This is a genomic window from Uniformispora flossi (assembly GCF_049534875.1).
Classification (GTDB): Bacteria; Actinomycetota; Actinomycetes; order Streptomycetales; family Streptomycetaceae; genus Yinghuangia; species Yinghuangia aomiensis.
In genome coordinates, this window is sequence record NZ_JBMULZ010000013.1 from 221,195 (window position 1) to 234,320 (window position 13,126).

At 73.2% G+C, this 13,126-nt stretch carries 10 protein-coding genes; 1 reads left to right on the forward strand and 9 read right to left on the reverse strand.

Annotation, left to right across the window (positions count from 1 at the left end; genetic code table 11):
• Window positions 1–75 precede the first annotated feature (75 nt).
• Complete coding sequence (locus ACPA54_RS26410; protein WP_423533800.1) at window positions 76–942, forward strand: LAETG motif-containing sortase-dependent surface protein; 867 nt, start codon at window positions 76–78, stop codon at window positions 940–942.
• 171 nt (window positions 943–1,113) lie between these two features.
• Here ACPA54_RS26410 and ACPA54_RS26415 read toward each other — a convergent pair whose 3' ends face one another.
• From ACPA54_RS26415 to ACPA54_RS26455, 9 genes are all read right to left on the reverse strand, one after another.
• Window positions 1,114–3,531: a S8 family serine peptidase gene (locus tag ACPA54_RS26415; RefSeq protein ID WP_423533802.1), complete on the reverse strand. Its 2,418-nt coding sequence runs from the start codon at window positions 3,529–3,531 to the stop codon at window positions 1,114–1,116.
• Between the two features lie 265 nt (window positions 3,532–3,796).
• A complete protein-coding gene (locus ACPA54_RS26420; protein WP_423533804.1) occupies window positions 3,797–4,105 on the reverse strand; it encodes a DUF4333 domain-containing protein in 309 nt (102 codons plus the stop codon).
• 128 nt (window positions 4,106–4,233) lie between these two features.
• Window positions 4,234–7,104, reverse strand: coding sequence for an FAD-binding and (Fe-S)-binding domain-containing protein (locus ACPA54_RS26425; protein WP_423533806.1), 2,871 nt, complete (start codon window positions 7,102–7,104; stop codon window positions 4,234–4,236).
• Window positions 7,101–8,051, reverse strand: coding sequence for an N-acetylmuramic acid 6-phosphate etherase (locus tag ACPA54_RS26430; RefSeq protein ID WP_423533808.1), 951 nt, complete (start codon window positions 8,049–8,051; stop codon window positions 7,101–7,103). The genes ACPA54_RS26425 and ACPA54_RS26430 overlap by 4 nt, the downstream gene beginning before the upstream one ends.
• Window positions 8,048–9,040: a MurR/RpiR family transcriptional regulator gene (locus ACPA54_RS26435; protein WP_423533810.1), complete on the reverse strand. Its 993-nt coding sequence runs from the start codon at window positions 9,038–9,040 to the stop codon at window positions 8,048–8,050. Before ACPA54_RS26435 ends, ACPA54_RS26430 begins: the two co-directional genes overlap by 4 nt.
• On the reverse strand, window positions 9,037–10,182 hold the full coding sequence (locus ACPA54_RS26440) for an ABC transporter ATP-binding protein (protein ID WP_423533812.1): 1,146 nt from the start codon (window positions 10,180–10,182) through the stop codon (window positions 9,037–9,039). The genes ACPA54_RS26435 and ACPA54_RS26440 overlap by 4 nt, the downstream gene beginning before the upstream one ends.
• Entirely contained in the window at window positions 10,166–11,263 is a 1,098-nt protein-coding gene (locus tag ACPA54_RS26445) for an ABC transporter ATP-binding protein (RefSeq protein ID WP_423533814.1), read from the reverse strand. Before ACPA54_RS26445 ends, ACPA54_RS26440 begins: the two co-directional genes overlap by 17 nt.
• Window positions 11,260–12,162: an ABC transporter permease gene (locus ACPA54_RS26450; RefSeq protein WP_345679229.1), complete on the reverse strand. Its 903-nt coding sequence runs from the start codon at window positions 12,160–12,162 to the stop codon at window positions 11,260–11,262. Before ACPA54_RS26450 ends, ACPA54_RS26445 begins: the two co-directional genes overlap by 4 nt.
• Window positions 12,159–13,121 (reverse strand): ABC transporter permease, encoded by a 963-nt coding sequence (locus ACPA54_RS26455; protein WP_345679230.1) that lies wholly within the window; start codon window positions 13,119–13,121, stop codon window positions 12,159–12,161. The genes ACPA54_RS26450 and ACPA54_RS26455 overlap by 4 nt, the downstream gene beginning before the upstream one ends.
• Window positions 13,122–13,126 lie beyond the last annotated feature (5 nt).

A 13,126-nucleotide genomic window follows, 5' to 3' on the forward strand; every position in this document is an offset into this window, starting at 1 on the left:
CCGAAGCCCCGGTTCCCCCAAGGGCGAACGGTATCCGTCAACCTCGGCCGTCGTGCCGAACAACCGGAGTGTCCTGTGCGACAAGGCATGAAGAAGTTCATAGCGAGCGCGGTCGGCGTCGGCGCCGTCGGCGTCGCCCTCCCCGTCCTCGCGAGCGGCGCCGCCTTCGCGAGCGGCGGCGAACGCTGCGGCAAGGCCGCAATCGAGTACTCCCTGAACGACGGCAAGACCTGGACCACGGCCGGCCGCATGGACAGTGCGCTGGTGACGAAGATCAAGGTGCGTCTCAAGACGCCGGTCGAGAACACGTGCGAATACGCGGTCTCGCTGGCCTCCTACAGCACCGAGGGCCCGACCTGGGCGAAGTCGGGCAAGCAGACCTTCCTGGGCTGGGACACCACCAAGCTCAGCCGGGACCAGCGCGAGGACACGCTCGACGTGAGCGCGTTCGTGCCCAAGTGCTTCGGCCAGGTCGACCTGTACGGGAACGGCAAGAAGTTCGACGGCACCGAGAACCCGCTCCCGAAATACCCGAACGGGGTCTTCCCGAACGACCTGATCACCGCGTGGAACGGCGGTGAGAAGTGCGAGACTCCCACCACCCCGCCGACCACCGCCAAGCCGCCGACGACGGCCCCGGCCACGTCGAAGCCGCCGACCGAGGCGCCCACCACGTCCGCGCCGGCCACGTCGGCGCCCGCGACGGTCAAGCCGACGAGCAGCACCACCGCGCCCGCCGCGGGCGGCGGCGAGACGACGCCGCCGGAGGGCAAGCCCGAGGTGCCGCCGGTCACGGACATCGCCCCGGCCTCCCTCGCGCAGACCGGTGGGGACAGCAACACCTCCCTGATCGTGGGCGTTTCCGCCGGCGCGCTGCTGGTCGGCGGAGCCGGTGCCCTGCTCTGGAGCCGGCGCCGCAACTCGGGCGGCACCCCCGCGTGACCCCTCGGGCGTGACCAGCGGACCGCCGCCGGAGCCGCCGGCGGCGGTCCGAGGCCCTGAAAACGACGGTCCGGTCGGCGGCTGCCGACCGGACCGTTTTCGCGTGCGTGCGACCCCCGCGGGAACAACGAAGCCGCAGTCGACCACCGGCGCGCGAGGCACGCCATCGGGTCAGCGCGGGGGCGGGATCGGCACCTCCGTACGGGTGGGCGTTGCCCAGACGCGGCCCTGGACGGTGCCCAGGTCGCCCTTGTCGAGGTCGATGGCGGCGGCCGGTTCGACGGCGCCCGCGGTGCCGCGGACGGTGAGCCAGCCGGTCGGGAACGTCCCCGGGCGGCCTTCCAGCGGGCGCCCGGCGGTCATGGACGGGTCGACGCGCTGCCATGTGGTGCCGTTCAGCTGCCACAGGCCCGCAGAGGCGAGCCGCACACACGGCGTCCCCGGCGCCATCGTGTAGGTCGCCATGCTCGCCAGCAACGTGCCGCCGTTGAAGAACAGTTCGTCGACCATGACGCCCGGGGGCGGGGTGGGCTTGGCGATCTCCCGCAGGTCGTTCCCGGCCAGGACGTACATCCCGTCCGGCCGACCGCAGGTGCCGTATCCGGTGACGAGCGCGACCTTGCCGCCGTCCGCGGAGACCGCGGCGCCGCCGAGCACCGATCCGGTGACGTCGTGGAACGCGCCGGCCTGCCCGGACACCGGGTCCACCAGCCACAGCCGCTCCGAGGCGTGGGCGCCGCCCGACGCGTGCACGATCAGCTTCCCGGCGACGGTGCCCTGGAGCGACTTGTCGCCGGCCTCGCCGTCGGGGAAGACTGCCCGTGCCGAGCCGAGTTCCTCCAGCGTCCGGGCGCTGTAGCGGGTGAGCGTGCCGTCGTAGGAGACCCGCATCACCAGGTCCGCGGTGGGTGTTCCGGCCAGCGGGTCGGCGATCACCGCGTCGTCGACGAGTGCCGGCTTCTCCCGCGGTTCGCCGCACCAGTCGCACGGCTTCTCCACGATCCGGCTGCCCGGTCCTGCCCACGAGAACAGCGTCGTGTCGTCGGCGCCGACGAGCAGCGTGTGGTCGGACGACCAGGCGACCCACCGCAGCGGGGACTGCGGATCGACGCGGCGCACCGGGTTCGAGGTGGTGCCGTCGAAGGCGTAGAGCGTGCCGTCGTGCACGTACGCGGCCTGGGTGCGCGCGGCGGCGGCTCCCGGCGATCCGGAGGCGCCGGGGCCCGGCGCCGGCCCGGACGGCGAAGCCGTCGGGCCGCTGCGCAGCCGGTCGACCAGGGCCGGGATGTTCAGGAGCCCGTGGCCGGAGCCGGTCTTGCCGCGGTCGTCCTTCGCGATGCCGTTCATGTCGGCGGTGCCGACGAGTGCGTCGGCGATCTCGTCGGCGGTGGCGTCGGGCCGGAGCGACCGGGCGACCGCCGCGGCCGCGGCGACGTGCGGGGCCGCCTGCGACGTGCCCTCCATCCGGGCGAAGCCGCCGCCCGGTTTGGCGGAGAGTACTTCGTTGCCGGACATGTTCGGCGGGCGGTTGCCGTGGTTGCCGCCCGGCGCGACGAGGTCGATGTCGTCGTTCCTGCTCGAGAAGGCGGAGAGGTCGCGGCCGGGGCCGACCGCGCCCACGGCCACGACGTCGTCGTAACCGCTGGGCAGCTGCCGCTCGTCGCGGGCCTCGCAGCTGGGGTCCCGGGTGCTCGCGCCGCCGCCGCAGTTGCCTCCCGCGGCGACCACCACGACCTGCGAGTTGCGCGCGAACTCGACGGCTGCCGCGCCGAGTGCGAGAGCGCCGTCGTTCTCCGGCTTGGTGTACTCGGCGTACGCGATGCCGAACGACATGTTGACCGCGTCGGCACCGTGGTTGACCGCCCAAGGCAGGCCGACGAGCCACGAAGGCCCGGTGTCGTTCGCCTGTTCCAGCCGGACCGGCACGTCGAGCAGCGACACCGCGGGAGCGACGCCGGTGATGCCGCCGTTGCCGCTGCGGCCGGCGACGATGCCGGCCACATGGGTGCCGTGCCCGTCCGGGTCCGGTGCGCCTTGGCCGGGGTAGTCGCGGCGGGCGATCACCGCGCCCGCCAGGTCGGGATGAGCGGCGTCGATGCCGGTGTCGAGGACGGCGACCACCGCGCCCGTGCCGTCCGGCCACGGCATCCGGTCCGCGCCCTTCGGCACGCCGAGGATGTCCAGCGGCCACTGGTCGTCGCGGTGGTCCTCGACGGCCGGCAGCAGCGGCGTGGCGTCGGTCGTCATCAGGGGTGCGACCGCGGATTCCACGACGGAGGGGTCCTTGGCCAGTTCGGCGCGGCGCGCGGCGACCCGGTCGGCGGGCAGGTACTCGGTGGTGACCTTCAGGCACGTGCCGTCCACGCGCATCACATCGAGCGCGACCGACGACGGGTCGCCGGCGGCCCGTCCGGCACCGGCGTCGCACTTCGGGTCGGGTACGGCTTTGCGGACGAGCGCCAACTGACGCTCGGTCAGCACGTCGGCGGCCCGGATACCCGCCGCCGGCTCCGCGTCGTCGTCGCGCAGCACGACGACCAGGACCCCGGCGACGACCGCGAGAACCACGACCACCGCGGCAATCGCCATCGCGCGCCCGCGGCGCGGCCTCGGGGGCGGCCCGCCGGGCGGCCGCCCGGCAGGCGGGCGGGGCGGAGGCGCGGGCGGTCCCGTCGGCGGTCCCGCGGGCGGCGGAGGGGTGGCGCCGCCAGGCGGGTTCCCCGGCGGATGGGGCGGCGGGGCGGGCGGCTGAGTCACGGTTCCCGACGATAGCGTGCCCCCCTTGCCGCTCCCGCGATGTCCATTCCCCGCGGCGATTGCCGCGCATACGGGATACCGCCGGGAACGCCCGGTGTCAGAACCGCGTCGGTTCGCCCAGGGTGATGTCGCCCTGGTCGGTGGAGATCGTCACCGGGACTTCGCCCATGCGTCCGTCCCAGAAGTGGCAGGTGAACCGGGTGCCGACCTTCACCACGATGGAGGCGGGGCAACTCACCCTGGTGACGGGCGTGTCCCGGTAGCCCTGGACCTGGTCGGCCACCCGCTGCTGCAGCGCCCCGGGGTCCATGAGGCGCGGCGGTGGCGGCGAACCGAAGTCACTGCCCACCACTTTGACCGCCACCGCGACCGCGCTGGCGGCGAGGACGAGCGAGGACGTTGCCATGACAAAACGCGCGGTGTTCCTCTGATCGGCCACGCGGACAGTCATATCTGCCCGCTTCCGGGCCGACACGCGCGGGTCCCCCGGGCCGTCGCCGATCGCCGACGGGTACGGCAAGGGACCGTCCTGCCCTACGGCATCGGGCGCGTCACGTCCTCGAGGAGTTCGAGGACGTGCCGGTACCGGTGCCCGGTGGCCCGGGTCATGCCGAGTTCGCAGGTCCGGTTCAGGGACACGTGCGCGGATCCGGGGTGTGCGGCGACGGAACGGGATTCCGCGGTCGTTGCGGATGCCGTCAGTTCCGGGTGCAGGAGGCCGCGGTCGCCGGCGAAGGCGCAGCAGTCCCAGTCGTCCGGTTCCACGACGTCGTCCGCCGTCGCGGCGGCCACGCGGAGGAATGCCGCGCGGAGGTCGAGGCGGGTGGCGGAGCACGTGTGGTGGACCACCACGGAGGAAAGCCGCCGCGCGCGGGGCAGGCGCGGCAGGACGACGGTGTCGGTGAAGGCGACGGCGTCGACCACGATGATGCCGTGTTCCGCGAGCACCTGGGTGAGGCCTTCGGTGCACGAGGCCGCGTCGACGACGACCGGCAGTGCTCCGTTGTCCGTGGCATGCCGCAGGGCGGGGACGAGGCGGTCGCTCATGGCGGTGTGGCCGTCCGTCAGGCCCTTGGACTTCCAGGGGGTTCCGCAGCAGAGCGAGGCGATGCCGGCGGGGATGCGGATGTCGATGCCGGCCCGCTCGCAGAGCACGAGGAAGGCGTCGCGGACACCGCCGCCCGTGTCGTCGGCCCCGGCCGGGCCGAACATGGTGGTGACGCACGCCGGGAAGTAGACGGCTTGCGGGGCGGTCACGGGGCGCGCCCGGCGCGCGGTCCCGCCACGCGGCAGTTCGGCCGACCAGGCGGGAATCGCTTCCGGCCCGAACACCGCCCGGCCTGCGGCCGCGACCGTGCGGGGCAGGCCGGCGGGCAGCGCGTCGGCGGCGGTCAGGGCGGCCGCGGCGGCTCGGGTGACGCCGTCCCAGTGCTTGGCGGCCGTGGTGCCGAGCTTCTGCGCGGTGCGGCCAAGTCGTTCGGCGCGCAGGCGGCGGGTGAGGTCGCCGGTGTCGATGAGGACGGGGCAGGCGGTCTGGCACATGCCGTCCACCGCGCAGGTGTCCACGCCGTCGTACTGGTACTCGTCTTCGAGGCGGGCCGCCAGTTCGGTGTCCCCGGCCGCCTGCGCGCGGGCGATCTCGCGGCGCAGCACGATGCGTTGCCGGGGTGTCACGGTCAGGTCGCGGCTCGGGCAGCTCGGTTCGCAGTAACCGCATTCGACGCACCGGTCCACTTCGGCTTCCACGGTCGGGGTGGATTTGAGGTGGCCGAGGTGTACGGCCGGGTCGTCGGAGAGCAGGACGCCCGGGTTGAGAAGGCCTTGCGGGTCGATGAGTTGCTTGGTTTCGCGCATGACGTCGTACAGCTCGTCGCCGTATTGGCGGCGGACGTAGGGCGCCATGATGCGGCCGGTGCCGTGTTCGGCTTTGAGCGTGCCGCCGTGGCCGAGCACCAGGTCGACCATGTCTTCGGTGAACGCCAGGTACCGCTCGACGAGCCGGGGGTCGTCGAAGTCCTCGTTGAGGAGGAAGTGGATGTTGCCGTCTTTCGCGTGGCCGAAGATGACGCTGTCGGTGTAGCGGTGGCGTCCGAACAGTTCGGTGAGTTCGGTGCACGCGGGCAGGAGGCGGTCGACGGGGACGGCGATGTCTTCGAGCAGCGCGGTGGTGCCCGAGGGGCGGGCGCCCGCGACGGTGGCGTACAGGCCCTTGCGGATGTGCCACAGGGCGGCGCGGGTTTCCGCCGAGCCGGTCAGGGCGGCGGGCTCGGCGAGCGGGAGTTCGCGCAGGAGCCGGTCGGCTGCGTCCACCCGTTCCCGGAGGGCTTCGGTGGTGGGCTGCTGGTGTTCGACGAGCAGGGCCGCGTGGGTGCGGAGGTCGAGGCGGCGCAGATGGTCGGCGGCCTTCGGGTCGCGTTGCGCGACGCGCAGGCTTGTCGTGTCGAGGAGTTCGACGGCGGCGAACCCGGCGGCGACCAGGTCCGGCAGGGCGGCGGTCGCGGCCGTCAGGTCGTCGAAGAGCAGCAGGCCGGTTGCGGTGTGCGGATGGGACGGCACGGTGCGGAAGGTGGCTTCGGCGACGAAGGCGAGCGTGCCTTCGCTGCCGATCACCAGGTGCGTGAGGATGTCGACCGGGCGGGTGTGGTCGACGAAGGAGTTCACGCCGTAGCCCATGGTGTTCTTGAGGGCGTACAGGCGGCGGATCGTGGCCAGCGACGACGGGTTCGAGCGGACCCGGTCGCGCAGCCGGACGAGTCCCGCGTGGACGGCGGGTTCGAGCGCGCGGAGGCGGTCGTCGGCGTCCGGCGCGCCGGTGTCCACGACCGTGCCGCTCGGCAGGACGAGGACGGCCGACTCGAGGGTGCGGTATGTGTTGCTCTCGGTGCCGCAGGCCATGCCGCTGGAGTTGTTGGCGACGACCCCGCCGATGGTGCAGGCCGTCTCGCTGGCCGGGTCCGGGCCGAGCTTCCGGCCGTACCGGGCGAGCCGGGTGTTGACGGCGCGGACGGTCGCTCCGGGCTGGACCCGGACGCGGGCGCCGTCGTCGAGGACCTCGATGCCGCGGAAGTGGCGTCGGGTGTCGACGAGTACCCCGTCGCCGCCGGCCTGCCCCGACAGGCTGGTGCCGCCGGAGCGGAACGTCACCGCCACGCCGTGCGCGGCGGTGGCCCGGAACAGGGCCGCCATGTGCGGGACATCCCGGGGCCGGACCACCGCCTGCGGCACGATGAGGTAGTGCGACGCGTCGTGCGCGGCGGCGAGCCGGTCGCTCGCCCGCGCCGCGACGGCGCCCGGCAGTACGCGGTCGAGGGTGTCCCGCAGGGCGGGATCGGCGGTGGGGAGACCGGTGAGCGGGCGGTCGGGTGCGGACCGTCGCCCGCGGCGGTGGGCGAGCGGCACGGTCATGTCTGCTTCGCCGGGGGGACGAGCGGGGCGGGCCGTCCCTCCAACACGGCCAGTGCCCGGCGGACGTAGCCGCCGGCGTCGGCGAGCGCGGCCCGGCAGCGTTCGGGGCTCGGTGCGGGCACATCGGAGCGGCGCGCCAGGAGGTAGACGACGGCGGTCTTGATGTCGCCGCACGCGTCGAGTGCCTCGGCGGCCTCCCCCCGGTCCGCGCCGGTGGCCTGGCCCAGGACTTCCAGCGAACGTCCGCGCAGCTTCGCGTTGGTGGCCTGGAGGTCGATCATGAGGTTCCCGTACGTGTGCCCGAGCCGCACCATCAGCGCGGTCGAGAACGTGTTCAGGATCAGCTTCTGGGCGCTGCCCGCCTTGAGCCGGGTCGAGCCGGTCAGCGCCTCGGGGCCGGTGTCGGCCACGAGGAGATGGTCGGCCAGGTCGGCCAGCGGCGCGGACGGGTTGGAGGTCACCAGGGCGGTGGGGACGCCGAGGGCCCGGGCGGCGGTCAAGGCCGCGCCGACGTAGGGCGTGCGGCCGGAGGCCGCCAGGCCGATGACGACGTCCCCCGAGCGGATGTCGTCGGTGTCGGTGCCGTCCATCACGTCTTCGGCGTCTTCGACCGCGGTGACGAAGGCGCGGGCGCCGCCCGCCTGGTGGGCCACCACCGTGCCGGTGCTGCCGAAGGTGGGGGTGAGCTCGGCGGCGTCGAGGACGCCGAGGCGCCCGGAGGTCCCGGCGCCGTAGTAGTGGACGCGTCCGCCGGCTTGGACGCGGGCGGCCGACACGTCGACCAGCGCGGCGAGTTCGGGGAGCACGGCGGCGACGGCGCCGGGCACGCGATCGTCCTCGGCGTTGATGAGCCGGACGAGTTCGAGCGTCGGCACGATGTCCAGGTCGTGGGTGCGGGTGTTGACCTCCTCGGTAGGGGAGATCACGCGGATGCGGGTCTGTTTCACGTGCGGTCTTCCTCCCAGGGGCCTTCGTCGATGTCGGCGCGGCGGCTGACGACGGCCCTGCGGGTGATTTCGAGCGCGGAGATCGCCCGGTCGTAGTTGCGTTGCGCGACGGCGGCGAACAGCACGTCGACGACGCTCAGGGCGGCGATCCGCGAGGCGGTCGCTCCGGAGCGGAACGTCGTCTCGCGGCCGGCGGTGGTGAGCAGCACATCGGCGACGCCGGCGAGCGGCGAATGCGGTGCGCTGGTCAAGGCGATGGTGTGGGCGCCGCGGGCGGCCGCTTCGCCGATGGCGTCGACGGTGTCGAGCGTGGCGCCGGTGTGCGAGACGCCGATGGCGACGTCGTCCGGGCCGAGCAGGGCCGCCGCGGTGAGTGCGGCGTGCGTGTCGTGCCAGGCGTAAGCGATGAGCCCGATGCGGTGGAGCTTCTGCTGGAGGTCGAGGGCGATCACGGCGCTGGCCCCGACCCCGACGATGTCGATGCGGCGGGCCGCGGAAGTGAGGCGCACCGCCTCGGCCATCGCCGCGCGGTCGAGGATGCGTGCGGTGTCGGCGATCGCCTGCCGGTCGTGGTAAGTGATCGTGTCGATGATGGCGTCGAGGTCGTCGTCGCGGCCGATGTCGCCGCCGACCGTGCGCTTGCCGTCGGCGCGCTCTTGCTCGCGCCCCGACTCGGTGGCGAGGGCCACGCGCAGGTCGCGGTAGCCCTGCAGGCCGAGTTCGTGGCACAGGCGCAGCACGGTCGTCTCGGACGTCTGTGCGGCCCGCGCCAGTTCGGTGATCGTCTGGGCGGCGACCGTCGCCGGGTCGCGCAGGATGCACGCCGCGACCCGGCGCTTCGACGGCACCAGCGACGGTGCCAGTCCGCGCAGTCGCGTGAGCAGATCGTGGCGGCCGGACGGTGAGCCCGTCCGGGTGCCGGATGCCGGTGCCCGGTCCTCCGCGGCGGGATCCGCGGATGCCCCCTTGCGCGCGGTAGCCTTCGTCATTCCCCCGTCTCCTTCCCAACCCGTACGGCCGGTGCGGCCGTGTGCGCCGTCGCCTGCGCAGGTGATTGTGCAGCCTCCGCCGCGTCGGCGAACCGGCGGCGCACCACATGGCAGGCGAGGCGGTGTTCCCCGGACGGCCGGCTGCCGTCCTTCCGGAGCACCGGGACGGGGAGCAGCACGGGCTCTTCGGTCCGGCACACGTCCTCGGCGAGCGGGCAGCGCGGGTGGAAGCGGCAGCCCGTGGGCGGCGCGGCCGCGTCCGGCACCTCGCCGGTGACGCCGGTTTCGGCGACGGCCGCGTCGCGGGTGGGGTCGGGGATGAGCACGGCGGCTTGCAGGGCGCGGGTGTAGGGGTGCAGCGGCTCGTCGGACACGGCGTCCCACGGGCCGATCTCGACGATCTTGCCGAGGTACATCACCGCGATGTCGTCGGCGAAGTGCCGCACCATGCCCAGGTCGTGCGAGATGAAGACGAACGTCAGCCCGAGTTCCTCGCGCAGGTGGACCAGGAGGTTCATGATCTCGGCGCGCACCGAGACGTCGAGCGCGGAGACCGGTTCGTCGAGGACCAAGACGTCGGGGCGCACGGCGAGCGCACGGGCGATGCCCAGGCGCTGGCGCTGGCCGCCGGACAGCTGGTGCGGGTAGCGCTCGGCGAGCGCCGCGACCAGGCCGACCTGTTCGAGGAGTTCCCCGACCCGGTCGGGGCCCGACGGCAGGCCGTGCACGTCGAGGACTTCGGCGAGTGCGGCGCCGACCCGCTGGCGGGGGTCGAGGGACGCGTAGGGGTCCTGGAAGACGAGCTGGATGGTCCGGCGCATGCGGCGCAGCGGGCCCCGTTTGGCGTTGTCGATGCGGGTGCCGAGGACCTCGACGGTGCCGTCGTCGGGCCGTTCGAGCCGGGTCAGCAGGCGGGCCAGCGTCGATTTGCCGCAGCCGCTCTCGCCGACGATGCCGAGGACCCGGCCGCGTTCGACGCGGACGCTGACGTCGTCCAGCGCGTGGACGACGCCGCGGCCGGGCGAGCGGTAGTGCCGGACCACGCCGCGGACGTCGATGGCCGGGGTGTCGGCGGCACCGGCGGCGTCCGCGGCGCTGCGGGAAACCTGCGGCGCCTCCGCGGTCTTACGCACCTTGCGCATGCGAGGTCACCTCCATCGGCGTGTTCTTCCACTCGTGCGGGGGGAACCAGCAGGCCGCGCTCGCGGACCCGCGGTTCACCAGGGGCGGTTCCTCCCGTGTGCAGCGGTCGGCGCGCTGCGGGCAGCGTGCCGCGAACGGGCAGCCGGGGGGCAGGTCGGACAGCAGGATCGGGGCGCCGCCGATCTGCGGCAGCGGGGCCTGGTGGGGGTGCTCCGGGGTGGGCAGCGACCGCAGGAGTCCGCTGCTGTACGGGTGCTGCGGTTGGGTGAACAGGCTTCGGGTGCGGGAGAGCTCCGCGACGCGGCCGGCGTACATGACGGCGACGCGGTCGGCGATGCGGGCGACCACCCCCAGGTCGTGGGTGATCCACACGACGGCCAGTCCGTATTCGTCGCGGAGCCGGGCGACGGTGCCCAGGATCTGCTGCTGGATGGTGACGTCGAGCGCGGTGGTCGGCTCGTCCGCGATGAGCACCTTCGGCCGGGGGGCCAGGGCGCAGGCGATGAGGACGCGCTGCCGCATGCCGCCGGAAAGCTGGTGCGGGTACTGCCGCATCAGGGCGCGCGGCGACGGCAGCCCGACTTCGCCGAGGACTTCGAGAGCCCGTTCGTGGGCGTCCTCCTTGGACCAGCCGTGCGCGCGGAGGCCTTCGGTGACCTGCTTGCCGATGCGCATGACCGGGTTGAGGGAGGTCATCGGGTCCTGGTAGACCATGCCGATCTCCGCGCCGCGGACCTTGCGGCGCTCGTCCTCGGGGAGCGGCACCAGGTCGCGTCCTTCGAGGAGCACGCTGCCGCCGGTGACGTCGGCGCCGGAGGGCAGCAGGCCGGCGATGCTGAGCGCGGTGAACGACTTGCCGGAGCCGGATTCCCCGACCACGGCGACGGTTTCGCCGCGGGCGACGTCGAGGTCGACGCCGCGCAGGATCTCCAAGGGGCCGGACGCCGTGCGGACTGCGGTGCGCAGTCCGCGGACCGTCAGGACCGGGTCGCCGGTCGGCTTTGGTGCCGCTCCGGTGTCGCTCATCGGTGCACCGTTCTCGTGCGGCCCTGTGCGGGCCTTCGTCAGCTTGTCCGTCATGACCGCGACTCCCTCCGGGGATCGAGGGCGCTGCGCAGTCCGTCGCCGAGCAGGTTGAGGGCGATGACCGCGACGACGATCGCGAGGGCCGGGAACGTGAGCGTCCACCAGGCGTTCGCGACGGTGCTGCGGGCGTCCGACACCATGAGGCCGAGGCTGGCCGCCGGCGGCTGGGTGCCCAGGCCGAGGAACGACAGCGACGATTCGGTGAGGATCGCCCAGGACAGCGCGAGCGTCACCTGCACGACGATCGGGGCGCTGACGTTGGGCAGGACGTGCCGCAGCATGACGCGCGGGAGCGGGGTGCCCAGGACGCGCTGCGCCTTGATGTATTCGGCGTTGCCGACGGACAGCGTGGGTCCGCGGGACACCCGGGCGAAGATCGGCGTGTAGACGACGGCGATCGCGATCGCGGTGTTCTGCCAGCCGGTGCCGAGCGCGGTGACGACGGCGAGGGCCAGCAGGATCGCGGGGAAGGCGAACAGGATGTCCACGAACCGGCTGACGACCTGGTCGACCCAGCCGCGGAAGAATCCCGCGCAGATGCCGAGCAGCGAGCCGATCACCGTGGCGATGGCGACGGACAGCACGGCCACGCGCAGCGAGGTCCAGATGCCGACGGCGACCCGCGCGGCGATGTCCCGGCCGAACTGGTCGGTTCCGAACCAGTAGGTGGCGGAAGGTCCCTGCAGGCGGTCGTCGGGATGCTGGGCGATGGGGTCGTGCGGTACCGCGCCGACCGCGCCGAGGACGGCGACCAGCACGAGGAATCCGGTGACGATCAGCCCGACCCGGCCGTTGCGGTCGCGCCAGACGCGGGCGAGCAGGCGGCTGCGGGTGGCGGCCGGTGCCGACGCCGGAACGGGCTCGGCCTCGGTGACGAGAGGTTGGATGCTCATGCCGCACGCGTCCTCGGGTCGATGGCCCGGTACAGCAGGTCCACGATCAGGTTGACCAGGACGAACAGCACGGCGATGACCAGCACCGTGCCTTGCACGACCGGGTAGTCGCGGTTGGTGATGGAGGTCAGCAGCAGCCGTCCCATGCCGGGGAGCGCGAAGATCTGCTCCACGATGACCGTGCCGCCCAGCAGGTAGCCGAACTGGATGCCGGTCAGGGTCACGATCGGGATCGTCGCGTTGCGCAGGATGTGGGCGCGGCGGATCCGGCCGGGGTGCAGGCCCTTGCCGCGGGCGGTGCGCACGTAGTCGGCTTCGGCCATCTCGACGTACTCGGAGCGGGTCGTGCGCATCACGTTGGCCGCGAACGGGATCGCGAGGACGAGCGACGGGTAGAAGACCTGGCTCAGGTTCTCCGAGACCGAGTTGGTCATCGGGATGAATGTGCCGGTGCTCGGGAAGTAGCTGAACACTTCGGCGAGGATCGTGACGACGGCGGTTCCGACGACGAACTCGGGGATGGCGAGGCCGACCAGGGCGGCGCCCTGGGTGGCGGTGTCGGAGGTGCGTCCGGCCCGGGCGCCCGCGAGGACGCCGAGCACGATGCCGGCCGCGGTGCCCATCAGTGCGGCCAGGGCGGCGATCTCGACGGTCACCGGCAGCGCGGTGCCGAGCAGTTCGGTGACCGCTTTGCCGCTGGTGGTGGAGAGCCCCAGGTCGCCGTGCGCGATGCCGGAGATCCACGTCCACAGCTGCTCGAACCAGGACTTGTCGATGCCGTAGTAGTGGTTGAGGGATTCGCGCTGCGCCGGGGTCAGCGTGCCGGACTCGGTGCCGAGGGACGCGGTGACGGCGTCCCCGGGGATCGTGCGCAGCACCACGAAGACGACAACCGTCACCCCCAGCAGCGTGAGCACGGCACCCCCGAACCGCGCGGCGAACCATCGCCAGGTCAACATGCGGT

Bases quoted from the DNA above. Each gene is read 5' to 3' on its own strand.
- ACPA54_RS26455 (WP_345679230.1), bottom strand. From the start codon at position 13,121: ATGTTGACCTGGCGATGGTTCGCCGCGCGGTTCGGGGGTGCCGTGCTC.
- ACPA54_RS26435 (WP_423533810.1), bottom strand. From the start codon at position 9,040: ATGACGAAGGCTACCGCGCGCAAGGGGGCATCCGCGGATCCCGCCGCG.
- ACPA54_RS26450 (WP_345679229.1), bottom strand. From the start codon at position 12,162: ATGAGCATCCAACCTCTCGTCACCGAGGCCGAGCCCGTTCCGGCGTCG.
- ACPA54_RS26445 (WP_423533814.1), bottom strand. From the start codon at position 11,263: ATGACGGACAAGCTGACGAAGGCCCGCACAGGGCCGCACGAGAACGGT.
- ACPA54_RS26440 (WP_423533812.1), bottom strand. From the start codon at position 10,182: ATGCGCAAGGTGCGTAAGACCGCGGAGGCGCCGCAGGTTTCCCGCAGC.
- ACPA54_RS26425 (WP_423533806.1), bottom strand. From the start codon at position 7,104: ATGACCGTGCCGCTCGCCCACCGCCGCGGGCGACGGTCCGCACCCGAC.
- ACPA54_RS26415 (WP_423533802.1), bottom strand. From the start codon at position 3,531: ATGGCGATTGCCGCGGTGGTCGTGGTTCTCGCGGTCGTCGCCGGGGTC.
- ACPA54_RS26420 (WP_423533804.1), bottom strand. From the start codon at position 4,105: ATGGCAACGTCCTCGCTCGTCCTCGCCGCCAGCGCGGTCGCGGTGGCG.